This window comes from Thioclava sp. F36-6 (genome assembly GCF_002020305.1).
Taxonomy (GTDB): Bacteria; Pseudomonadota; Alphaproteobacteria; order Rhodobacterales; family Rhodobacteraceae; genus Thioclava; species Thioclava sediminum.
The window spans coordinates 1,350,715-1,373,584 of sequence record NZ_MPZX01000001.1 but is presented as its reverse complement, the minus strand read 5'-3'; the positions used below and the strand labels follow the sequence as shown (position 1 = coordinate 1,373,584).

Below are 22,870 nucleotides of genomic sequence, written 5' to 3'. Positions count from 1 at the left end.
AGGGGGTGCGGTCTCAGTCCGAGATCGCACCCTCGTCATCGCGGCGCTCATGCATCCGCGCTTTCACGAAGCGGCTCAGGAACAGCGGCAGGATGAAGCCCACGATCGCCACGGTCCACAGACCGATCGCCAGCGGGCTGCCGACCAGCGTCCAGTAATCGCCGTTCGAGATCGTGACGGCCCGGCGCAGGTTGTTCTCCATCGTGTTGCCCAGAAGCGTCCCGAGAATGATCGGCACCAGCGGCACGTCGAGCTTGCGCAGCAGCCAGCCCATCACACCGAATCCGATCATCACCAGCAGATCGAAGCTGGAGCCGGAAATCCCGTAGATCCCCACGAAGGACACCATCGCGACGATCGGCATCAGGATGCGCGGCGGGATCATCAGCACGCGGGTGAAGATGCCCACCATCGGGATGTTCATCGCGAGCAGCATGAAGTTGGCGATAAACAGCGCCGCGATCAGGCCCCAGACCACGTCGGGGTTGTTCTGGAACAGAAGCGGGCCGGGCGTGATGTTGAGCGACAGAAGCACCGCCAGCAGCACCGCCGTGGTGCCCGAGCCCGGCACGCCGAGCGCCAGCATCGGCACCAGCGCGCCACCGGCTGCCGCGTTGTTGCCTGCCTCGGGGGCGGCCACACCACGCGGATCGCCCGTGCCGAAGGTGTTCTTGCGGTCTACCAGCTTCTTTTCCATCGAGTAGGAGATGAAGGAGCCCAGCGACGCCCCTGCCCCCGGCAGCACGCCGGCGACGAAACCCAAGAGCGACGAGCGCAGCATCGTCGGCGTCGTTTCTTTCACCATCTTCCACGGCGGCGTGATGCGCCCGACCGAGACCTTGTGGCCCGCGCCAGTGGCCGAACCGTGGCGGTGCTCAAGGAAGATGAACACTTCCGACAGCGCGAAGAGGCCGACGATGGCGACGAGGAAATCGAGACCGTCATAGAGGTGCACCTCGCCGAAGGTTAGACGCGGTACGCCGGTCTGCGTGTCCACCCCGATCACCGACAGGCCGAGGCCCAGCATCGCGGCGAAAGCCGATTTCGCCTGATTGGTCGAGGAGACCCCACCCAGCGTCGCGAAAGCGAGTGCGAAGAGGGCGAAATATTCCGCCGGCCCGAAAAGCAGCGCGAATTTCACCAGTTGCGGCGCCAACAGGATCAGGCCCCAGGTGGCGATGAAAGCACCGACGAAGCTCGCGATACCCGAGAGCGACAGCGCCTCGCCCGCAAGGCCCTTCTTGGCCATCGGATAGCCGTCGAGACAGGTCATCATCGCGGGCTCGTCGCCCGGAATATTGAGCAGGATCGAACTGATCCGCCCGCCATACATCGCCCCGTAATAGACTGAAGTCAGCAGGATCAGCGAGGGCGTGGCCCCCAGCCCCAGCGTGAAGGCCAGCGGGATCAGGATCGCGACGCCGTTGGACGGCCCGAGGCCGGGCAGCGCGCCCATCATGGTCCCGAGGAACGTGCCCAGCAGGGCGAGCAGCAGGTTCTCGAAGGTCAGAGCGGTGTGAAAACCGTCTGCGAGTGACATTAAGGTGTCCATCATTTCACCTCAGAAGCCGAAGGGGCCGCTGGCGAGCGAGAGGCCCAGAACCAGCTTGAAAATTACGTAGATACCGATCGAGGTGGCGACGCCGACGACGATGGATTGAAGCGGCCCTGTCCCCAGCCGCCATGTCAGGTAGGCGCTGGCAAAAGCGGTCGCGATCAGGAAGCCCACGACGGGCAGGAACTCGGCATAGAGGATCATCACCACAACGGCGGCGAGGATTTCGGCGAGCCGCGAGAGGCTCGGCCAGACCGGGTCGGGATCGGGGCGCAGCAAGATCACGAGCGAGGCCAGCCCGAGGATCACCGCGATCACCAGCGGGAAGGTTTTCGGCCCCACCGCATCCGACAGGAAACTTTCTTGGATTTGCAGCGTCGCCCAGCCGTAGAACAGCGCAAGGCACAGGCCGACGGCGCCGAAGATGCGATCACTCATGATCCCCTCCCTTGGTATGAAGGCGCGGCGGCGCTCGAAAGCCCGCCGCGCGCATGGGTTGTCTCGCTTACTTGATGATGCCGATCTGGCGCGAGATGTCCTGAATCTGCTGGACCGAGTTCTGCACGAAGCTCTCGAATTCAGCGCCCTGCAGGTCGAGCGGGGCCAGACCGTTGGCCGCCATCACCTGCTTCCACTCGTCGGAGGCATAGAGCTGGCCGACCTTATCGACCCAAGCCTGGTAAGCCTCGTCGGACATGCCGCCCGGAGCGTAGAAGCCGCGCCAGTTCGCGCCGATCGCGTCCACGCCCTGCTCTTTCGCGGTCGGGAATTCCGAGAATTCGCCGTCCAGACGCTCGGGCGCCAGCACCGCGATCACGCGGATATCGCCGGAGTCGACGAAGCCCTTGGCTTCCGACAGATCGCCGGTGAAGGCCTGCACGGAGCCCGCCAGAAGCTGGGTCACCGCTTCGCCGCCACCGTCGAAGGCGATGTATTTGACCTTGCGCACATCATCGATGCCGTAAGCGTCAGCCGCGATCAGCACTTTGAGGTGATCCCAGCCACCCACGGCCGAGCCGCCCGCGACGGAGACCGAATTCGGATCGGCCTTGATCTTGTCGAGCAGTTCGGGAAGCGTCTGGATTTCGCTGTCGGCTGCGACGGCAATCACGCCGTAATCCGCGCCGATCGAGCCGACCCAGCGGACCTGATCCATCGAGTTGCCCGGATAGGCGCCTTGCGCCAGACGGGTCGCGGTCGCCGAGGAAGCCGCGACGATCAGGTTGTCGTCGTCATTGCGCTTGTTCACCACTTCGGCGAAGGCCACGCCACCGCCGCCACCGGCGAGGTTCACGACCTGCATGGTCGAGTCGATGAGACCCAGATCCTGCATGGTTTTGCCGACCTGACGGCAGGTGAAGTCCCAGCCGCCGCCGGGGTTCGCGGGTGCGATACATTCCTGCGCCGAGGCGCCGGTCGCAACGGTGAGTGCCGCGACGGCAATCGCCGCGCGCATGAGTTTAAAAGCCATGGTATATCCTCCACTGTCCGCCCGTTGCCTCCCGCAGCGGGCTATCTGCCGGGTTTTACCGCTTGAACCTGTCACGAACCTGTCACAGGTTCAGAGGCGCATGAGGGAGGAAGAATGCGGCTCTTGCTTGTCGAAGATGCCGAGGAGCTGGCCGAGGCCACGCAGCGCAGGCTTGCGCGCTCGGGCATGGCCTGCGATCTCGCCGCCACCGTCGAGGAAGCGCGCGACTTTCTGGCGGTGCAGGCCTATGACGCGGTGATCCTCGACATCAACCTGCCCGATGGCAGCGGCACCGACCTTCTGCGCGAGATGCGCGCGCAGGCCGCCACGATGCCGGTGCTGATGCTGACCGCGCAATTCTCGGTCGATGACAAGATCTCCGCCTTCGAGCTCGGGGCGGACGACTACCTCGTAAAACCCTTTGATCATCGAGAGTTGGAGGCAAGACTTCATGCGATCGGGCGACGGCAGACCACGGATCGCTCTGCCGATCTCGAACTCGGCCATCTGCGCTATAACGCGACAGCAGGCAGCGCCACGGTCGGGGATCAGGCGCTGAAACTGACGGGGCGCGAATTCGCGCTGCTGGGAATTCTGATGCGCAATGCGGGGCAAGTGATGTCGAAGGATCGGCTGCACGAGGGGCTCTACGCCTTCGACGATGCGGTGCCGGGCGACAATGCGATCGAGCTTTATATCGCGCGGCTGCGCAAGAAGCTGACCGGCAGCGGGGTCGAGATCGAAACCCTGCGCGGACGCGGCTATCGTCTGGCGGCACGGGATGGCGATGTCTGACGGCGCTCTCCCCCGCGAAACCGGCCTTTCCGCCACGCGCTCGCTGACCGCGCGGCTCGTGACCGGGCTGTCGGGGCTGATGATCGTCGGCGGGTTGATCCTCGCGCTGGCGGCCTTCGCCTATGGGCGCGCGGCCGCGCGGGATGCCTTCGACCGGCTGCTGGTCGGCGCCGCCAATGACATCGCCGCCTCGATCTCGATCCGCGACGGCGCGCCGGTGGTCGATCTGCCGGTCTCGGCGTTTGAGCTACTCGCCCTCGCGCCCGATGACCGTATCGCCTATCAGGTGAGCGGCCCGAAAGGCGCGGTGCTGACGGGCTACGAGGACCTGCCCCGCCCCGACACGACCGCCCAGGACTCGGAGCTTTACGACGCGCGCTTCAAGGGAGAGCCCGCACGCTACATCCGGGTCACGCGCCGTTTCGCGGAGCGCCAGTTCTCCGGCACGGTGGAGGTAATCGTGGGCCAGACCTTGCGGGCCCGCACCCAGCTTGCGCTCAGCATCACCCGCAACGCGCTTGGCGGGCTGGCGGTCGGCGGCATCGCCATGCTCGCCTTCGCGATCATCATCGTGCATAGCGCGCTGCGCCCGCTGGAGCGGCTGGCCCATCGCATCTCGGAACGCGACCCGCAGGACCTCACCCCGATCCGCGCCGCCGTGCCGCGCGAGGTCGATGTGATGGTGCAGGCGACGAACGGGTTCATGGGGCGGCTGGACCGGCAATTCGCGACGATGAAAAGCCTGATCTCGGACACCGCGCATCAGCTGCGCACCCCGGTTGCGGCCCTGCGCGCGCAATCCGACCTCGCCGCCGAAGAGGACGACCCAGCCCGGCGCGACCAGATCGTCGCGAAGATTCATTCCGGCACAGTGCGGCTGAGCCGCCTGCTCGATCAGATGCTGTCGCGGGCGCTTGTGATCCACCGCGCCGACAGTGCGCGGCGCGAGCGGGTCGATCTGCGCAACATCGCCTTGGATATCTTCGAGGAAGGCGATCACGCCACCCTCGCGCCGGGCAGCGAAATCCGGCTGGAGATCGCCGAGGCGGAGGTACCCGTGCTGGCCGATGAGCTTTCGCTGTCGGAGGCGGCGAAGAACCTGCTGGGCAATGCGCTGTCGCATGGCGAGGCCCCGGTCACCATCGGTGCGAACATGCGCGACGGGCGCGCCCGGCTCTGGGTGCGCGACGCAGGCCCCGGCCCCACGCCCGAGCTGCGCGCGCGTCTGGGCGAGCGTTTCGCGCCGGGACATTCGGACACGCGTCGGCGCGGTGCGAGCAGCGGGCTGGGCCTCGCCATCGCGCAATCGGTTGCGGAAACCTATGGCGGCACGCTCGAGATGGAGAGCGATACGACAGGCTTCACCATCGCGATCACCCTGCCCCAGGCGGAGGAGACAACATGATCCGCGCGCTCCTGACCCTGACGCTCTGGCTGGGCCTGAGCTCCGCCCTCGCAGCCGCCGAGCCCGAGGCCGTCCGCGCCTTCGGCCCCGATCAGCCCGCGCGGCAAATCACCCTGCGCACCACGACCGACGTCAACATCCTCGCCCCCGCGATCGAGGCGTTTCTGGACACCCAGCCCGGCCTCGCGATCCGGTTCGAGCAATGGGGTTCGAACGACCTCTACGATATTTCCGAGGCCGATTGCGCGTCCGGCAAACCCGGCGCCGATCTGGTGATCAGCTCGGGCGTGCAGCATGTCGTGAAGCTGGTGAACGACAATTGCGCGGCCACATGGGTCTCGCCCGAGACCACGGCGCTGCCGAAGGACCTGCGTTGGCGCGATCAGGTCTGGGGCATCTCGCGCGAGCCTGCGGTGATGATCTACAACCGCGCGCTGGTCCCGCCTGAGGATGTGCCGCGCACGCGCTTCGATCTGGTGGACCTGCTGCGGCCCGCGCAATCGCCCTACATCGGCAAGGTCGCGACCTATGACATCGCGGATTCCGGGCTCGGGTTCCTGTTCGCTTTCCTCGACAGTCAGGAGGCCAGCACCTTCGGCGCACTGACCGAGGCCTTCGCGCGCTCCGGCGCGGTCGCCACCTGCTGCTCGGCCGAGATCATCGATGGCGTCGCGGGCGGGCGCTACCTGATCGCCTATAATATCCTCGGCTCCTATGCGGCGCAGGCCGCGCGCGACAATCCCGATCTGGGGATCATCGCGCCCGCCGATTACACGCTGGTTCTGTCGCGCGCAGCCTATCTGCCGGGGCGCGAGCCCAACCCGACCGCCGCGAAGCTGCTGGATTTCCTGCTCTCGCCAGCGGGTCAGAGGGCGCTGGCGAAGACCAAGCTGATCGACCCGATCACGCGCGACGGTGGCGGCAGCGACAGCGACGAGACGCTGGCCCTGCAACGCCTCATCGCTCTTGGCCCGCCGCTATTGGTTGCCACCGACACGATGAAAACCGCGCGTTTCCTCGAACGCTGGCGGGATATCTTCGCGCAATAGCGTTGGCCTAGCTCGCCAGCGCGCCGAACTTGCCACCACAGAACAGAAGCGGCCGGGCCTCCAGATCGCGCTCGATTTCGACGACCTTGCCGATGAAGAGCGTGTGATCGCCCGCCTCAACCTCCTGCGCGACCTCGGTCACGAAAACGCAGGCAGCCCCCGGCACGACGGGCATCCCGGCGCGCTCGATGAAGGGGTCGTTATGCGCCGGATCGTGGCGGCCCGCGAAATGCATCGCCAGCCCCTCCATCTCGTGATTGAGCACCGAGACCGCGTAGCGCCCGGAAGCGCGCACCTTCTCGCGGAGCTTGCAATTGTGATCGAGCGAAATGGTTATCAGCGGCGGGTCGAGAGAGACCGACATGAAGGCATTGGCCGTCATTCCGTGATCGCCATCTTCGGTGCGCGTCGAAATCACCGTCACGCCGGTTGCGAAACTGCCGCAAGCGTCGCGCAGATCGCGCGGATCAATTCCGGACATCGAATTCCTCCCCAAATCTCATATCCTGTGTCAGAAGCGCGCCGGACATCAGCGCGGCGGCATCGGTCGAGCCCTGAAGGGCCACGGCCTCGCGCGCGCGGCCCTCGGCGTGCAGGCCCCGGATGCGCGTGGACGAGATCACCTCGCCGCCTTCGCACAGCACCGCGGGCGCCAACGTCACGTCGAAGCGTTCGGCCAATGTGGTCACGCAGCCCGCCTGTTTCGCGCCGAAGCGGAAATCCGCGCCGACATGGATGCGGGCCGGGTTGATCCGTGCCAGATCGTCCAGAAAGGCCTGCGGGCTGCGCGCCGCGTAACTTTTGCAAAACGACGCCAGCACGATGTAATCCGGCCCGAGCCGCGCGATCCGCGCGAGTTTCTCCGACACCGGCGACAATTGCTTGGCGCGCCCGAAGAACACTTTCGGCGGCGGATCGAAGGTCCAGACGACCGACGCCACGCCTGCCGCCCGCGCCTCGGCCACGGCGCGCGAGATCAGCGCCTGATGGCCGCGATGGACGCCGTCGAACGCGCCGATGGTGAGGACGCTCGCGGGCAGCGCGATCTGATCGTCGCGCAGCACCTGCGTCTTCATCCCTGTGAAATCCAAACTCATGGGGCTCCTCCTTCCCCGGGGTCGTGGGCTGCGCGAGGATCCCGCGCAGCCCCTTCAGTCTCAGGCCTGGAACCCGCCCTTGAGGCGGTTCACGTCCCAGGGGTTCACGAGGTCTTTCGACACCCAGCCGTCGAGGTCGTATTCGCTCATGAAATTGTCGACGAGGCCGCGCATCATATCCAACTCGCCCGTGGCCTGAGCGGTGAACATGGTCTCCATGCGGATCGCTTCGTAATTGCCCGCATAGTTGCTTTCATACAGCTCGTGACGGCCGCCGAATTCCGAGCCGATCGCGTCCCAAAGAAGCTTCAGCAGCTTCACCCGGTCGACCGCGACCATCCCGTTCGAGCCGCGCACGAAGCGGTCGAGATAGGGGCGCACGTCTTCCGATTGGAAATCGAGCGTCGAGGACGGCAGGTAGATCAGACCCGAGGCGACGTGGCGCTCGATCAGCTCCTTGATCCGGGAATAGGCCATCGGCGCGAAGACACGGTAGGCCATCGCCGAGGACGATTTCGGCGCGAGATAGCCATCGGTGCCGACCCAGTCATCGGGGTTCATGACCATCGCGTCCGAGAGGCCCCAGAACAAGTTGCGCCAGCCGATCACCTCGCCCACCGCCGTTTGCGGCCCGCGGAAGCCGCCTGCCCCGGTCGCATCGAGCGCCTTGGAGAACAGACCCGCGATGAAGTCGAGCTTCACCGCAAGACGGGTGCAGCCATGCAGCGTGAAGCGCGGCGCGAAGCCGGACGCCGGGAAGAAGCCGTTCACCTTCTCGATATCGCCATAGAGGAACAGGTTCTCCCACGGCACGAGCACCTTGTCGAAGACGAGGATCGCGTCGTTCTCATCGAGGCGCGAGGACAGCGGATAGTCGAAAGGCGTGCCCATGACGGCGGCGTTGAGCTCGTAAGACGCGCGCGAGATCAGCTTCACGCCGGGGCTGTCCATCGGCGCGGTGAAGGTCAGCGCGAACTTCTTGTCTTTGATCGGGACGCCGTAATAGCCGATGAAGTTGTAATGCGTCAGCGCCGAGCCGGTCGCGACGACCTTGGCGCCAGACACCACGATCCCCGCATCGGTTTCCTTCTCGACCTGCATGAACACGTCGCCGGTCTCCTCAGCCGGCAGATGACGGTCGATCGGCGGGTTGATGATCGCGTGGTTCCAGTAGTCGAGACGCTCCTGCGACTTGGCATACCAGTTCTTCGCGTTCTGCTCGTATTCTCCGTAATAGCCGGAATTCGCGCCCAGCGTGCCAAGGAATGCCGCCTTGTAATCCGGCGCGCGCCCCATCCAGCCATTGGCGACGCGCTGCGTCTCGGCGATGGCGTCGCGGCCCGCGATCAGGTCTTCCTTCGTCTTCGCGCCCTTGAAGAACGGGTGCGTCCAGCCGCCAGAGCCAGTATCGGTGGGACGCCCGATCGTGTCCTTCTCGGCATGCAGCTTGTCATACCAGCGCGCCACCATGCGCGACGAGTTGCGGAAGGCCGGGTGCTTGGTCACATCCTTGACGCGCTCGCCATGGACATAGATCTCGCGGGCGTCCTGCAGGCTCGCGAGATATTCGTCACCGGTATAGGGGGTCGTGACGCCGCTTTGGGCGTCTTTCACTTGGTCTTTCATGGTTCCTCCTCCATCAGGTCGGATGAACGAAAGACATGTCCGACCTGTCCCCTTCACGGTGCCGGAGCCGGGCTGATACCGAAAGGTATCGACAAATACCGCGACTTTTTCCGGCAATGCCGGAATTCTGAGGCCCGAAATCACCGCGGGAGGGTCCAGATGAAGACATTACGCAAGGTGGGGGAGCTTTTGCGCCAGTTCACCGCCGCTCAGCCGGAGCATTCGGTCACGGATCTGTCGCGCGCGATCGGCAATTCCGTGAGCGGCACGCATGATCTCGTGAACGGTCTGGCCCGAATCGGATTGCTGCGAAAGGTCGAACGCGGGCGCTATCGGCTGGGTCCGCTGGTCGCGACGCTGAACCGCGCGCTGGAGGATAGCTCCGCGCTGACGGAGGCCGCGCGGCCCGTGCTGGCGGCGCTCTGGCGCGACTATGGCGAGACGCTGCACCTGACCCTGCACGATCACGGACGGCTTCTGGTGCTCGACGCGCTGGAAGGCACGCAAGCGCTGCGGGTCTCGCGCGAGGCGCTGGGGTCGTGGATCGCGCTGCATGACAGCCCGCCGGGGATGCTGCATCTGGCGCAGTTCTCCCCGGCCCAGCTTGATGAATATCTCGACCGGCACACGCGGCCCGGCTCGCGGCTGGAGGATCGCGCACGCTTGCGCGCGGAGCTGGACGCGCTCGCACGCGACGGGTTCAACGCGGGCGCGCCGAAGGACGAGGCGGATGTGATCTGCGTCTCGGCGCTGATCCGCGACCACATCGGCCAGCCCGTAGCCGTGCTGGTCATCTCGGTCCCCCGCTCGCGCCACGAGGTGCAGCCGCGCGCCTTCCGCAATATCGCCCTGGGCGCCGCGCGGACGATTTCCGAACGCCTGGGGTATGAACTTCGGCCAAACTGAACCTTTGAGGTATTACAGGATACCGCGCACCCGTCTGGCCCAAGCCGCGTGCGCCATGCAAATCTCCCTTATCGAATTGAAGGCGCCGCCCGGAGGAGGGCCGCCCGCCGCATCCGAGGAGGAGACTTATGCGCAACGTAACCGTGGATAATGTGACCGATGTGGTCATCGACTCGCTGGGCCAGCACGCCACGCTCGAGCCGCGCCAGCGCGAGATCATGGAAAGCCTGATCAAGCATCTGCACGGGTTCTGCAAAGACGTGAACCTGACCCATGACGAATTTCTCTATGCCTGCGACTATCTGGGCCGCGCCGGTGCGCTGTGCTCGGACAAGCGTCAGGAATTCATCCTGCTGGGCGACATTCTCGGCGTCGAAGTTCTGGTCGACATGCTCTCGAACCCGATCTCGGGCGACGAGACCGTCTCGACCGTGCTCGGGCCGTTCTTCCGCGAGAACGCTCCGGTGATGCCGAAAGGCGCCTCGACCGTTCAGAAGAACTTCGAGGGTCAGGAAACCGTCTATGTCGAGGGCTATATCCGCGACAACAAGGGCAACCCGATCCCCGGCGCGATCATCGACGTCTGGGAAGACGCGCCGAACGGTCTTTACGAGAACCACGACCCCGATCAGCCCGAATACAACCTGCGCGGCCGCTTCGAGAGCGACGAGAACGGGCATTACGCCTTCGTCGCGATCCGCCCCGTGCCCTACCCGATCCCCGGCGACGAGACCGCGGGCGAGCTGATCCGCTACATGGGCCACCACTGCATGCGTCCGGGCCATATCCACATGATGGTCACGCGCGAGGGCTACCGCCCGCTGATCTCGCAGATCTACGACGCCGATAGCGACTATCTCGACAGCGACTCGGTCTTCGCCGTGAAAGAGGACCTGATCGGCAAGTTCGAGAAGGCGCCCGAAGGTTCGGACACCGATCTGGTCCTGCGCTTCGACTTCACGCTGGGCAATCAGGCTCAGGCGATGGCCGCGGAATGATCCGAGTGGCGTAAAGAGTTCCCGGCGCCGCACGCGCGGCGCCGGATTTACCTTGAAGACCAATGACATATTTCGAAGGACAGAGCCGATGACTACGCCCGGCGTTGCGAAACTCGCAGATCATTTTCAGGGCGCGGACGCCCATGCGGGTCGCCAGATCGCGAAGATCGAGACGATGATCGTCGATTGCCCGACGACCCGGCGTCACAAGCTGTCCAACACGGAAATCAACTTCCAGTCCTATGTGATCGTGCGTGCCGAACTGGCCGACGGATCGGTCGGTTGGGGCGAGGCTTCGACGCTGGGCGGCCCCCGCTGGGCCGAAGAGAGCGTCGAGGCGATGAAGGCCAATATCGACACGTATCTGGCCCCGGCGCTGGCGGGTGCGAATGCGCTCGATTTCGAGCTGAATGCCGCCAAGATGGCCAAGGCCGCGAGCCGTAACAACGCCGCGCGCGCCGCGGTGGATGCCGCGCTCTACGATGCCGCCGGGCACTCGCTCGACCTGCCGGTCGCGGTCCTGATGGGGGGTGCGGTGCGCGACAAGATCGAGGTGATCTGGGCGCTGGCCTCGGGCGATGCCGATCAGGAGATTGAGGAAGCCAACCGCAAGTTCGACGCGCGCGAGCATCGCCGCTTCAAGATCAAGCTGGGCTTCAACACACCCGATCAGGACATGATCCGCCTACGCAAGATCGTCTCGGCGCTGGAGGGCAAAGCCACCGAGATCATCGTCGACGTCAATCAGGGCTGGACCGAGGCAGTCGCGATCCGCTACCTGCCGCAGCTGGCCGAGATGGGCGTGTCGTTGATCGAACAGCCGCTCCGCCCCGGTCTGATCGCCGCGACTGCCCGCGTGGCCGCGCGCGCCGCGATCCCGATCATGGTGGACGAAGCCGCTTTCACCGGCCCCGATATTATCGCCAACGGCATCGCTGCAGCCGGTTCCGTCTATTCGCTGAAACTTGTGAAATCGGGTGGTCTGAATGAAATCAAGCGCGCCGCCGGGATCGCGCAGGCTTGCGGGATGGAGCTGTATGGCGGCTGCCTGATCGAGAGCGGCATCGGCGCCGCGGCGCATCTTGCCGTGTTCTCCACCCTGCCCCGGCTCGAATGGGGCTGCGAGCATTTCGGCCCGAAGATCCTGAAAACGGACCTCACCGGCGGCGAGATCCGCTTCGCAGATTTCCACGTCCATTGCCCAACCGGCCCCGGCCTCGGGATCACGGTGAACGAGGACGTGCTGGCCTCCGTCGCGCGGAAGGGCTAAACCGATGCCGATCCTGCACTGGTCCCCGCGCTCGCCTTACGTCCGCAAAGCGATGGTCGCGCTGCATGAGAAAGGTCTGGCCGATCAAGTCGAGACCGTGCGCACCCATGCCGATCCGATGATCCCGCATGAGGGGCTGATGGCGATCAACCCGCTGTCGAAGATCCCGACGCTGGAGCTGGAGGACGGCCGCGTGCTGTTCGACAGCCATGTGGTCTGCGAATGGGCCGATCTGGAAAGCGCGGACGGCCCGCAGCTTTTCCCCGCCGATCCCGCCGCGCGGCTCGAGGCCGAGCGCGACGAGGCGCAGGGAACAGGGCTCTTGGATGTGGCGCTGCCATGGCTTGTGGAGCTGAAGATGCGGCCCGAGGAACAGCGGTCCGAGCAGATGCTCGCCGTCTACCGGACCAAGATGAACCGGGTTGCGGATTGGCTCGAAGACCACGCCCCGCGCCTGACCGAGCGGCCCTTCGACATCGGTCATCTGAGCATCGGCGTCGCGTTGTGCTATCTCGATTTCCGCTTCGAGGGTGAGGGCTGGCGCGAGGGCCGTCCGGCGCTGGCGCAGTGGCACGCACGCTTTGCCGAACGCCCGTCGGTGCAGGCCACGACCTTCCGCGACGACCCGCGCCCGACTTAACGTATCACTTCAACTTCGCGCCACAACCTACTGTTTGCGCGCGAATTTCCGCGTGACTTCCAGAAAGTGCATCACCTGCGGCGCGCGATTGTCGAGCCGCGCATGCACGGTCAGCCCGGTCCCCGGATTATAGCCCTTATAGGGCCGGAAGATCACGCCGGGGCGCTGCGTACGCGAAACAGATTGCGGCACCACCGCGATCCCCACGCCGACCGAGACGAGGCTGATCGCGGACTGGAAATCCTGCGCGAGATCGACGGCCTTCGGCTTGAACCCTTCCCGCGCGCAGATATCCAGCACGACATCGGCATAGCTGGGCCGGGGCTTGCGCGGATAGAGCACGAAGGTCTTATCTGCGAGGTCGGCGAAATGGATCTCGGCGCGGGTGCCGAGGTCGGAATTGTCGGGCAGCGCGAGGATCAGCGGCTCGGTGCAGAGCGGCTCGCGGCGGAACTCCTCGTCATCGAGGATCGGCCGCGCCACCGCAATGTCGATCTCGCGGCTCACAAGCGCAGTGTGCAGCTCGGCATTGTTCATCGCCGAGAGCTGCAGCTCGACCTCCGGGTAGAAGGATCGGTAGGATTTGATCAGCGTCGGCAGCACCCCATGCGAGGCCGATCCGACAAAGGCGATCCGCAGCCGCCCGCCCGCACCGGAACCCACCATCTTCGTCTCGCGATAGGCCGCATCCAGCCGTTCGAGCAATTGCCGCGCGTGATCCTGCAACACCTCGCCCGCCTGCGTCAGCCGGATCTGGCTGCGCGAGCGGTCGAAGAGCTGCACCTCCAGCTCGGCCTCCAGCGCCGCGATCTGGCGCGACAGCGGCGGCTGCGCGATATCGAGCCGGTTCGCCGCGCGTCCGAAATGCAATTCCTCGGCCACCGCGAGGAAATATTTGAGCCGCTTGAAGTCCATTCACACGCCTCCTCCCGTTGATACCATATAGGTCATAACGGAACCCTCCTCACTATCGCAAAAGGTATTGGATAATGCCGGGCACGAATGAGGGCTCGCGCCCGGCCGGGGAGGATCAGAAGACCTTCAGGAAACGCAGCTCCGCGACCACGTCGTTGCGGAACCCGCCATCGCTGTTCACGTCCTTCGCCAGCATCCCCTGCACCTGGACGGTCGGGGTGACGAAAGTATTGGCGTAGAGGCGGATCTGATCGCGCTCGGTGCGCTGGCCGGTATCGGTGCCGCCCACCTTGATCTTGCCGCCGCGCTGCGAGGACAGACCGAAGGACACGGAGGTTTTCTGCCCGAATTGCTTGCGCAGATAGGCCTGAACCTGCGTGGCGGGGCTGCGCTCGATCTTCTGGCCGCTCTCCGTGTGGTCCATCGTGACCGCCACATCGGCCATCGCGTCGAAATAGAGCCCCTGCCCGAGCCCCTGAATGAACCCGATCTGCGGCGTCAGCGTCCACGTCCCCGAGCCCGCGCTGACCTTCGCCGCGTCATACCGCCCCGTGGGCGCGGTCACGAAGGCGGTCACGCCCAGCGTGGTTCCGGTCTCGGGGTTCGCCGGCTGTACCGGCCAGACCGAGAAGCCCAGCGTCAGATCGCCCACGCCCGATTTGGTCGGCATGTCTCCACCGCCGATCCGCGCGGTGTCGAAATTCACGATCGGCAACACCGCCTGATAGAGCGCAGGCATCCCGAAGGCTTCGGAATAATGCAGCCCGCGCAGGACCATCACATTCACCTTGGCCTTGCTGTCGGGCACCTTCGTCCCGCCAAGCTCGAACGTATCGGCGCTCTGGTGCTGCAGATAGAGCAGCCCGATATTCGTGCCGGGCGGCAGGATGTTGTAATCCCCCGGGGCCACGTCGATGGCATGGGCCGGCAATGCGGCAAGCGACATCAGCGCGCTCAAAGCGAGCGCGGCGCGTTTCAGTTTCATGGATTTCCTCCCTTCGCGTTTCTCTGGTCCGGTCGCTCCGGGCGTAAGGGCTCCTCTTCCCCTACCCGGTCCGGCTTTCCGCGCGCCGTTGGGACCGACGCGCGGAAAGGATCTGTCAGGCGCTCTCCTTCAGCAGGCCGCGTTCGCGCGCCATGGTCATTGCGGTGTCCTGGATCATGTCTTCCTGACCGCCGATCATCTTCTTGCGGCCCAGTTCGACAAGGATATCGCGCGCCGGGATGCCGAAGCGCTCGCCTGCGCGTTTCGCGGGCAGCAGGAAGGTCGAATAGACCCCGGCAAAGCCCAGCGTCAGCGCCTCGCGGTCGGCGCGGACAACGTGATCCATGAACGGGACCACGACATCCTCGGCCAAATCCATCAGCGCGAAGGTGTCGGAGCCGGTCTCGATCTCCATCCGGTCACAGACTGCGGCCAGCACCTCGATCGGCGCATTGCCGGCGCCCGCGCCCAGCCCCGCCAGCGAGGCGTCGATCCGCGTCGCGCCCGCACCGATGGCGGCGATGGAGTTCGCGATACCGAGACCGAGATTGTGGTGACCGTGGAAGCCGATCTCGGTTTCCGATTTCAGCGCATCGCGCATCATCGCGATCGCATGGGTGACCTCATGCGTCAGCATCGCGCCCGCCGAGTCCGTGACATAGACGGTGTTGGCGCCATAGCTCTCCATCAGGAGCGCCTGTTCGGTCAGCCCTTCGGCCGAATTCAGATGCGACATCATCAAAAAGCCCGACGCATCCATCCCGAGCTTGCGCGCGAAGGCGATATGCTGCGGCGAGGTGTCGGCCTCGGTGCAATGGGTCGCGACATGGACCGAACGCGCGCCGCACTGATAGGCCTCTTCCAGCTCTTTCATCGTGCCGAGACCGGGGATCAGCAGCACCGAAATTACCGCCTGCTTCACCACCTCGGCGACCGCCGAGATATATTGCGCGTTGGACGCCAGCGCGCGGCCATGCTGGATCGAGTTGCCACCCAGACCCGCGCCATGGGTGACCTGCATGTAAGGCACGCCCGCCGCATCGAGACCCTTGGCGATCTTCACCATCATCTCGACCGGGATCTGCTCGCGCTTGGCATGCATCCCGTCGCGCAGGGACATGTCGTGCAGCTTGACCTTGCGGCCCTCGAGGCCGGATTTCACTTTCTGTTGGATCACGCTCTCTGAGGTCATTGTGCCGGCTCCAGTTTCTTGAGTTCCATCGACCCGTCGAGGATCCGCTCGGCGAACATCTCGGCGGTGCGTGCCGCCGCCGCCGTCATGATGTCGAGATTGCCCGCATAGGTCGGCAGGTAGTCGCCAAGCCCTGCGACCTCCATGAAGACCGCGACGCGATTGCCGTCGAAATCGGGGCCGTTCACCAGCTTGTAGCCGGGGACGTATTTCTGGACCTGCGCGATCATCTCCTTGACGGATTTGGTGATCGCCTCCCTGTCCGGCTCGCCATCGACTTCGCAATAGATCGTGTTGCGCATGATCATCGGCGGGTCGGCGGGGTTGATGATCGCGAGCGCCTTGCCCTTCTTCGCACCGCCCACCTTCTCGATCGCGTTCGAGGTGGTGAAGGTGAATTCATCAAGGTTCGCCCGCGTGCCCGGCCCGATGGATTTCGAGCTGAGCGAGGCGATGATCTCGGCATATTCGACCGTCTGCACCGCGCCCACGGCGGAAACGATCGGGATCGTCGCCTGACCCGCGCAGGAGATCATGTTGACGTTCATCGGCGTCGCTTTCGCCAGATCGCCGAGGTTCACCGGCGGCACGCATAAGGGGCCGATCGCGGCAGGCGTCAGGTCGACCATGAACACGCCCAGCTCATTGAGCTTGCGCGAGTTTTCCGCATGGACATAGGCCGAGGTCGCGTCAAAAGCGATCTGGATACCGTCTGCCTCGACATGGGGCAGCAGCCCGTCGACGCCTTCATGGGTGACCTTCAACCCCTTCTCCTTCGCGCGCTTGAGCCCGTCGGAATTGGGGTCGATGCCCACCATCCAGACCGGCTCCAACACGTCCGAGCGCAGCAGCTTGAACATCAGGTCAGTGCCGATATTGCCCGACCCGATCAGGGCACATTTGATCTTGTTCATCTTGAACCTCCTTGGCTCGGGATCACTCGGTGAAACTCACCGTGATCGAGCCCATCTCGTAAAATCTCGCGGTGATGGAATCGCCGGGTTTGACGGCCACGGCGGCGGTGATCGCGCCGGCCATCACGAAGCTGCCCGAAGGTAGAACCTCGCCCATGTCATCGAGAACGCCGACCAGCATCGCGATCGCCTCGGCCGGGTGGCCCAGCACCTCGGCGCCCGCACCGATCTGGGCGATCTCGCCGTTATGTTCGAGCACCACGCCCACGGTCCGCAGATCGAGCGCATCGGGGCGGATCATCCGCCCGCCCGGCACGAAGCGCGCCGAGCTGGAATTGTCGGCCAGCACCGATTCCAGGTCGAACTTGAACCCGGTGAAGCGCGAGTCGATGACCTCCAGCGCGGGCTGGACGTAATCGGTGGCGGCCAGCACCTCGTCGCGCGTGACCTTGCCCGACAGCTCCTTGTTGGTGACAAAGGCGATCTCGGCCTCGACCCGCGGGTGGATCATGTCACTGACGGTAATCTTCGAGTTCGCCGGACGCTCCATCGCATCGGTCAGAAAGCCCACGCCGGGGGTCGAGACCCCCATCTGCGCCATCTTCGGCTTCGAGGTCAGGCCCGCTTTCCAGCCGATCACGCGCTCGCCCTTCTTCTCCAGATTGCGCCGCAGCGCGGTCTGGACGCGGTAAGCGTCGGCGATGCTCAGATCGGGGTAATCCTCGGTCAGCTTGCGGATCGGCACCGCGTAGCGCTGCGCGGTCTCGACGCGCTCGGCCATGCGGATGATCGTTTCCTCATCGACGGTTTTCGGTTGATCGAGGCTCATACCATCGCCCTCCCGGCAAAACGCATCTCGCACGAGCCGATGCCCGCGATCTCGCAAGTGAAATGATCGCCATCCGTGACGGCCAGCAGCGGCGCCTGCGCGCCCGACAGGATGATCTCACCGGCCTTCAGCGGGATCCCCAGACGGCCCAGAGTGTTGGCAAGCCACGCGACCGCCATCACCGGCGAGCCCTGCACCGCAGCCCCGGCCCCGGTGGCGACGACTTCGCCGTTCTTCTCGATCACCATGCCCGCGAGGCTCAGGTCCAGATCGCGCGGATCGGCCTTGGCCTCGCCCAGCACGAACACGCCGCAGGACGCATTGTCCGCCACGGTGTCCTGAATCTTGATCTGCCAATCCTCGAAGCGCGTGTCGACGATCTCGAAACAGGGCGTCACATACTCGGTGGCGCGGATCACATCCGTCACGGTCACGCCCGGCCCGATCAGGTCTTCCTTCAGGCGGAAGGCCAGCTCGCCCTCCAAACGCGGCTGCATCAGCTTGCTGAGGTCGATCGCCGCGCCATCCTCAAACAGCATCCGCTTCGTCACCTGCCCGAAATCGGGCTGATAGACGCCAAGCGCGTCCTGAATGGCGCGGCTCGTCAGGCCGATCTTCTTGCCGACGACCGCGTCGCCCGCCTCCAGACGCCGCTCCAGCATCCGCAACTGGATGCGATAGGCGTCCTCGATGTCGCTCTCGGGTTCGAGCGCGCTGATTTTCTGGGTCGGTCGGCCCGAGCGCAGCGCGTCATACAGCGCATCGCCCAAGCTCTCGATCTTGGTGCTGTCCAGCATATGTCCTCCGTCGCGGCCCTCATCTGCGTCGGTCTCGTGGAACCGATACGGGCTGCCTCCGGATCAAGGCTAAGACGGCGGCGCGATACGCTCCAATACTTTGACGGGCCGGGCTTGATACGGGTTTTGCATCGCGCCCCGATGCGGCATCATGCAAAAACGGTATCGCGTGCGGGATGCAAAAGCATTGGAGCGTATCGGCCGGGTTGCCTAGCTTGTCGCCCAAGAGGTGGCTCACGGGAGGACGATATGACCACGCATAAGCTCTTCATCGACGGCGAATACCGCGCCGCGCAATCGGGCAAGACCTTCGATAAGATTTCCCCCTCGACCGGCAAGAAGATCGCCGATGTGCATGAGGCACTGGCCGAGGATGTGAATGACGCGGTGGAGGCGGCACAGGCGGCGCTGAAAGGCCCCTGGGGCAAGATGCCGAAGGCGCAGCGCTGCGATCTGTTGATGAAGCTCGCCGACGCGATCGACGCGCGCAAGGCCGATTTCATGGAAGCGGAAGTACAGGACACCGGCCACACCCGCGGTTTCGCCGAGAAGGTCGAGATCCCGCGCGGCGCGGCGAACTTCCGGATCTTCGCGGAGATGCTGAAGAACACGGGCGGCGAGTATTTCCACATGGATACGCCCGACGGCACGGGCGCGGCCAATCTCGAACTGCATCGCCCGAAAGGGGTTATCGGGGTGATCTCGCCCTGGAACGCGCCGTTCCTGCTGATGACGTGGAAAGTCGGTCCGGCGCTGGCTTGTGGCAATACGGTCGTCGTGAAACCCTCCGAGGAAAGCCCCGCCACCGCGACCCTGCTGGGCGAGGTGATGAACGAGGTGGGCATCCCGAAAGGCGTCTATAACGTGATCCACGGCTTCGGGCCGGAAAGCGCGGGCGAGTTGTTGACCCAGCATCCGGGCGTCAACGGCATCACCTTCACCGGCGAGACCCGCACCGGCGAGGCGATCATGAAACAGGCCGCGGTGGGGCTGCGCGATGTGTCGTTCGAGCTGGGCGGCAAGAACCCTGCTATCGTCTTTGCCGATGCGGATATGGACAAGGCGATCGAGGTCACGATGCGCTCGTGTTTCGCCAATACCGGGCAGGTCTGTCTGGGCACCGAGCGGATTTATGTCGAACGCCCCGTCTTCGAGGAATTCGTCAGCCGTCTGAAAGCGGGCGCGGAAGCTCTGATCCAGGGCGGCCCGGACACCGACGGCGCGACCATCGGCCCGCTGATCTCGGCCGAGCATCGCGAAAAGGTGCTGAGCTATTACAAAAACGCCGCCGATCTGGGCGCTCAGATCATCACCGGCGGCGGCGTTCCCGACTTCCCCGAAGGCGACTATCGCAACGGGGGCTTCTTCGTCGAGCCCACGATCTGGACCGGTCTGCCCGAGGACAGCCCCATCGTGCGCGAGGAAATCTTCGGCCCCTGCTGCCACATCCAGCCCTTCGACAGCGAAGACGAGGTGATCGCGATGGCCAATGACACCAATTACGGGCTGTCGGCCACGATCCTCACCGAAAACCTCAGCCGCGCGCATCGCGTCGGCGGGCAGATGGAGGCCGGTCTCGTCTGGGTCAATTCGTGGTTCCTTCGTGATCTGCGCACGGCCTTCGGAGGCTCGAAATCCTCCGGGATCGGGCGCGAAGGCGGGGTGCATTCGCTCGAATTCTACACCGAGCGGACGAACCTCTGCCTCAAGCTGTGAGCGTCCTCCCTCGTCTCAAGGCTTGTGCGCGCGTCCCGGCTTGCCCGGGGCGCGCGTTCGCGTAACTGTGGACGCGGAAAGGGATTGCCATGAACCTGCGCCAGCTTCGCTATTTCATCGCCGTGGCCGAGGAGCTGCATTTCGGTCGCGCGGCCGAACGGCTGCATGTCTCCCAGCCCCCGATCACCCGCCAGATTCAGGCACTTGAGGAACAGCTCGGCGCGCAGCTCTTCAACCGCACGCCGCGCGGCGTGGAGCTGACGCAGGCGGGCGCGCTGTTTCTCGATGAGGCGCGCAACATCGCGGCGTTGCTCGATCAGGCGGCGGACCGGGTGCACCGGGCGTCCGAGGGCGGGCTTGGCCGGATCGACATCGCGATCTTCGGCACCGCGATCCTCAGCTTCATCCCGCGCATCATTCTCGAATTCAAACGCCGCTACCCGGATGTGAAAGTGGTGATGCATGCGCTCGACAAGCTGGCGCAGATCGAGGGGCTGCAGAACCGCTCGATCGATCTGGGCTTCAACCGGATGCTGACGCCGGTGCCGGGACTTGTGATCGAGGAGCTGGCCTCGGAGCCACTCTATATCGTCGTGCCCGATCCGGGGCCTTTCGCGGATCGCGAGAGCGTCGCGCTGTCGGAACTGGCGCGCGAACCGATGATGCTGTTTCCCGCCAGCCGCGCGCAGGGGTTCGTCGAAAAGGTCACCGGGCTGTGCCACGAGGCAGGCTTCGCGCCCAATGTCGCGCAGGTCGTGGGCGACGGCTTCACCGCGATGGCGCTGGTGGCGGCGGGGTTCGGCGTCTCGGTCGTCCCGCAATCGATCACATCGGTCATCATGGAGGGCGTGAAATGCCTGCCGATCAGTGATGTGAGCGAGACCGCGCGGGTCGATATCTCCTGCATCTCGCGAGAGGGTGACACGTCCCCGATCGTCGCGAACTTCCTAGAAGTCGCACGCAGTTTAAGTCAATAAATTCCGCCACTTGAAAAACGTTCTTCATGCGACAGACCGGACGCGATCCGGGTACTGCATCATGCCATTTGACGGGTTTGCTCTTACCCGGAGCGATGCGCCTTCGGTATCGAAACCCGGACTAAATGGTATTTGATCGTATCGCCGTTTCTGCCCCAATCTCGTTCCACGGACACGCCGAGGAGGCCCCGACACGCGGGGAATGAGGGCGCGTCCCGGGATAGAGGAGCAGTCATGCCGGTAATCCAGATCAACCTTATGGAAGGCCGCACCGAGGCGCAGAAAGAAGCGCTGATGCGCGAGGTCACGCGCGCGGCGGTCGAGACGCTGGGCGTCAAGCCGCAGGCCGTTCGGATCATGCTCAACGAGCTGCGCTCGGGCCATTACGCGGTCGCGGGCGAGCCGAAATATGCCGAAGCGAGCGAGCAACCCGCCGCCGCCTCGAACGGCACAGCCCCGACCAACGGCCACGAGAAGGCCCCCGCAAACTGACCGCATTCACCTTATCGAGCTTTAGGGAGGACACCATGAGCTTTCAGGAACAGATCCACGATATCGCGCAGCTTGCCTGCATCGAACTCTTCACCCCCAAATTCGAGGAAAGCTTCTGGTTCTTCCACGATGTTCTGGGCATGACCCCCACCGAGGATGACGGCAAATCCTGCTACCTGCGCGGCTACGAGGACCGCTATCACCACTCGCTGAAGCTGACGCGCTCGGACAAGGCCGGGATCGGCATGGTCGGTTGGCGCGCCTCCTCGCCGCAGGCGCTGGAGCGTCGCGTGGCCGTGCTAGAGGCCTCCGACAATCCGGGGAAATGGGTCGAGGGCCACAAGGGCTACGGCCGCGCCTATGAATTCACCACGCCGGACGGTCACAAGCAGCACCTGTTCTGGGAGGTCGAGTATTACGAGGCCCCGGCAGAGCTGAAATCGAAGCTGCTCTCGCGCGCCCAGAAACGCCCGCTGCGCGGGGTGCCGGTGCGTCGTCTCGACCACGTCAACCTGCTCTGCTCGGACGTGACCAAGAACGGTAAGTTCCTGCAGGACAATCTCGGCTTCCTCAAGCGTGAGAACGTGGTCTTCGGTGGCTCGGACGAGCTGGCGGCGTGGTTCTCGGTCAGCCCGCTCGTGCACGAGGTCGCCTTCACCAAGGATCAGGCTGGCCCCGGCAACCGTCTGCACCATGTCGCCTTCTGGTATGGCAATCAGGGTCAGATGCTCGACCTTGCCGATATCTTGCAGGAATACGATGTCACGATCGAAGCGGGCCCGGCCAAGCACGGCGTCTCTCAGGCCTATTTCATGTATGTCTACGAGCCCGGCGGCAACCGCATCGAGCTGTTCGGCGACACCGGCTACCTGATCTTCGATCCGGACTGGAAGACGCTGACCTGGGACGAGAGCAACTTCTTCAACGGCGGCGGCGTCTGGTTCGGCGGCGAGCTTCCGCAGGACTTCTTCGTCTATGGCACGCCCATCGTCGAGGCCGCGATGGCCGACGCGGAGACCAAGGACGAAGTGGCCGAGCCGGCCGAGTAATACCTCTCCGCGATTTCGGAGACTGGCCATCCCCTCGGGGGTGGCCTTTTTGGTTTTTGGTGCGGAAAGGGCCGCGCCCGACCTCGGGTGGGCGCTGTACGCGCTCTGAGGCTTGGCGCTTTATCTCGCAAGCCCGTAGACCGGTTATACCCGCGACGCCTTCGCCAATGCGCCCTCCCGGGGGGAGGTCGG

Annotated in this window: 23 protein-coding genes; 11 read left to right on the top strand and 12 right to left on the bottom strand. The window is 64.7% G+C overall.

Annotation, left to right across the window (positions count from 1 at the left end; genetic code table 11):
* Positions 1-13 precede the first annotated feature (13 nt).
* From BMI88_RS06335 to BMI88_RS06325, 3 genes are all read right to left on the bottom strand, one after another.
* Positions 14-1,552, bottom strand: coding sequence for a tripartite tricarboxylate transporter permease (locus BMI88_RS06335; RefSeq protein ID WP_078547322.1), 1,539 nt, complete (start codon positions 1,550-1,552; stop codon positions 14-16).
* Positions 1,553-1,561: 9 nt separating this feature from the next.
* Entirely contained in the window at positions 1,562-1,993 is a 432-nt protein-coding gene (locus tag BMI88_RS06330; protein ID WP_078546930.1) for a tripartite tricarboxylate transporter TctB family protein, read from the bottom strand.
* A 67-nt stretch (positions 1,994-2,060) separates the two neighbouring features.
* The gene (locus BMI88_RS06325; protein WP_078546928.1) at positions 2,061-3,026 is read right to left on the bottom strand and encodes a tripartite tricarboxylate transporter substrate-binding protein; all 966 of its coding nucleotides are present in this window, start codon (positions 3,024-3,026) and stop codon (positions 2,061-2,063) included.
* Between the two features lie 114 nt (positions 3,027-3,140).
* Here BMI88_RS06325 and BMI88_RS06320 point away from each other — a divergent pair, with 114 nt between their 5' ends.
* Genes BMI88_RS06320 through BMI88_RS06310 form a run of 3 tightly spaced genes read left to right on the top strand, consistent with a single transcriptional unit; the run spans position 3,141 to position 6,275 of the window.
* On the top strand, positions 3,141-3,821 hold the full coding sequence (locus BMI88_RS06320; RefSeq protein WP_078546926.1) for a response regulator transcription factor: 681 nt from the start codon (positions 3,141-3,143) through the stop codon (positions 3,819-3,821).
* Positions 3,814-5,226, top strand: coding sequence for a sensor histidine kinase (locus BMI88_RS06315; protein ID WP_078547320.1), 1,413 nt, complete (start codon positions 3,814-3,816; stop codon positions 5,224-5,226). Before BMI88_RS06320 ends, BMI88_RS06315 begins: the two co-directional genes overlap by 8 nt.
* Positions 5,223-6,275: an ABC transporter substrate-binding protein gene (locus BMI88_RS06310; RefSeq protein WP_078546924.1), complete on the top strand. Its 1,053-nt coding sequence runs from the start codon at positions 5,223-5,225 to the stop codon at positions 6,273-6,275. The genes BMI88_RS06315 and BMI88_RS06310 overlap by 4 nt, the downstream gene beginning before the upstream one ends.
* A gap of 7 nt (positions 6,276-6,282) precedes the next feature.
* Here the strand turns inward: BMI88_RS06310 and BMI88_RS06305 are convergent, their stop codons facing one another.
* From BMI88_RS06305 to BMI88_RS06295, 3 genes are read right to left on the bottom strand one after another with little or no spacing between them, the layout of a single operon-like run.
* Positions 6,283-6,756, bottom strand: a complete 474-nt coding sequence (locus BMI88_RS06305; protein ID WP_078519234.1) for a flavin reductase family protein — start codon at positions 6,754-6,756, stop codon at positions 6,283-6,285.
* The gene (locus BMI88_RS06300) at positions 6,743-7,372 is read right to left on the bottom strand and encodes an FAD synthetase family protein (protein ID WP_078546922.1); all 630 of its coding nucleotides are present in this window, start codon (positions 7,370-7,372) and stop codon (positions 6,743-6,745) included. The genes BMI88_RS06305 and BMI88_RS06300 overlap by 14 nt, the downstream gene beginning before the upstream one ends.
* A gap of 60 nt (positions 7,373-7,432) precedes the next feature.
* Positions 7,433-8,998, bottom strand: a complete 1,566-nt coding sequence (locus tag BMI88_RS06295) for a 4-hydroxyphenylacetate 3-hydroxylase N-terminal domain-containing protein (protein WP_078546920.1) — start codon at positions 8,996-8,998, stop codon at positions 7,433-7,435.
* Positions 8,999-9,157: 159 nt separating this feature from the next.
* On the opposite strand from BMI88_RS06295, the gene BMI88_RS19485 reads away from it, so the two are divergent.
* From BMI88_RS19485 to BMI88_RS06270, 4 genes are all read left to right on the top strand, one after another.
* Positions 9,158-9,904, top strand: coding sequence for an IclR family transcriptional regulator C-terminal domain-containing protein (locus BMI88_RS19485; RefSeq protein WP_168173952.1), 747 nt, complete (start codon positions 9,158-9,160; stop codon positions 9,902-9,904).
* Positions 9,905-10,032: 128 nt separating this feature from the next.
* On the top strand, positions 10,033-10,902 hold the full coding sequence (locus BMI88_RS06280) for a dioxygenase (protein ID WP_078546917.1): 870 nt from the start codon (positions 10,033-10,035) through the stop codon (positions 10,900-10,902).
* Between the two features lie 88 nt (positions 10,903-10,990).
* Positions 10,991-12,172 (top strand): muconate/chloromuconate family cycloisomerase, encoded by a 1,182-nt coding sequence (locus tag BMI88_RS06275; protein WP_078546915.1) that lies wholly within the window; start codon positions 10,991-10,993, stop codon positions 12,170-12,172.
* Between the two features lie 4 nt (positions 12,173-12,176).
* The gene (locus BMI88_RS06270; RefSeq protein WP_078546913.1) at positions 12,177-12,812 is read left to right on the top strand and encodes a glutathione S-transferase family protein; all 636 of its coding nucleotides are present in this window, start codon (positions 12,177-12,179) and stop codon (positions 12,810-12,812) included.
* Between the two features lie 27 nt (positions 12,813-12,839).
* Here the strand turns inward: BMI88_RS06270 and BMI88_RS06265 are convergent, their stop codons facing one another.
* The 6 genes from BMI88_RS06265 to BMI88_RS06240 form a co-directional block, all read right to left on the bottom strand.
* On the bottom strand, positions 12,840-13,727 hold the full coding sequence (locus BMI88_RS06265) for a LysR family transcriptional regulator (protein WP_078519240.1): 888 nt from the start codon (positions 13,725-13,727) through the stop codon (positions 12,840-12,842).
* 115 nt (positions 13,728-13,842) lie between these two features.
* Positions 13,843-14,712, bottom strand: a complete 870-nt coding sequence (locus BMI88_RS06260; protein WP_078546911.1) for a transporter — start codon at positions 14,710-14,712, stop codon at positions 13,843-13,845.
* A 115-nt stretch (positions 14,713-14,827) separates the two neighbouring features.
* Positions 14,828-15,904 (bottom strand): 4-hydroxy-2-oxovalerate aldolase, encoded by a 1,077-nt coding sequence (gene dmpG, locus BMI88_RS06255; protein ID WP_078546909.1) that lies wholly within the window; start codon positions 15,902-15,904, stop codon positions 14,828-14,830.
* A complete protein-coding gene (locus BMI88_RS06250) occupies positions 15,901-16,818 on the bottom strand; it encodes an acetaldehyde dehydrogenase (acetylating) (RefSeq protein ID WP_078546907.1) in 918 nt (305 codons plus the stop codon). Before BMI88_RS06250 ends, dmpG begins: the two co-directional genes overlap by 4 nt.
* Before the next feature lie 22 nt (positions 16,819-16,840).
* A complete protein-coding gene (dmpH, locus tag BMI88_RS06245) occupies positions 16,841-17,647 on the bottom strand; it encodes a 2-oxo-3-hexenedioate decarboxylase (protein WP_078546905.1) in 807 nt (268 codons plus the stop codon).
* On the bottom strand, positions 17,644-18,444 hold the full coding sequence (locus BMI88_RS06240) for a fumarylacetoacetate hydrolase family protein (protein ID WP_281480153.1): 801 nt from the start codon (positions 18,442-18,444) through the stop codon (positions 17,644-17,646). The genes dmpH and BMI88_RS06240 overlap by 4 nt, the downstream gene beginning before the upstream one ends.
* A gap of 249 nt (positions 18,445-18,693) precedes the next feature.
* Here BMI88_RS06240 and BMI88_RS06235 point away from each other — a divergent pair, with 249 nt between their 5' ends.
* The 4 genes from BMI88_RS06235 to BMI88_RS06220 all read left to right on the top strand — a co-directional run bounded on the left by BMI88_RS06235 (position 18,694) and on the right by BMI88_RS06220 (position 22,678).
* Entirely contained in the window at positions 18,694-20,160 is a 1,467-nt protein-coding gene (locus BMI88_RS06235) for a 2-hydroxymuconic semialdehyde dehydrogenase (protein WP_078546903.1), read from the top strand.
* 89 nt (positions 20,161-20,249) lie between these two features.
* Positions 20,250-21,137, top strand: coding sequence for a LysR family transcriptional regulator (locus tag BMI88_RS06230; protein WP_078546901.1), 888 nt, complete (start codon positions 20,250-20,252; stop codon positions 21,135-21,137).
* Positions 21,138-21,269: 132 nt separating this feature from the next.
* Positions 21,270-21,629 (top strand): 2-hydroxymuconate tautomerase, encoded by a 360-nt coding sequence (locus BMI88_RS06225; protein ID WP_256376228.1) that lies wholly within the window; start codon positions 21,270-21,272, stop codon positions 21,627-21,629.
* A 35-nt stretch (positions 21,630-21,664) separates the two neighbouring features.
* Positions 21,665-22,678 (top strand): VOC family protein, encoded by a 1,014-nt coding sequence (locus tag BMI88_RS06220; RefSeq protein WP_078546899.1) that lies wholly within the window; start codon positions 21,665-21,667, stop codon positions 22,676-22,678.
* Positions 22,679-22,870 lie beyond the last annotated feature (192 nt).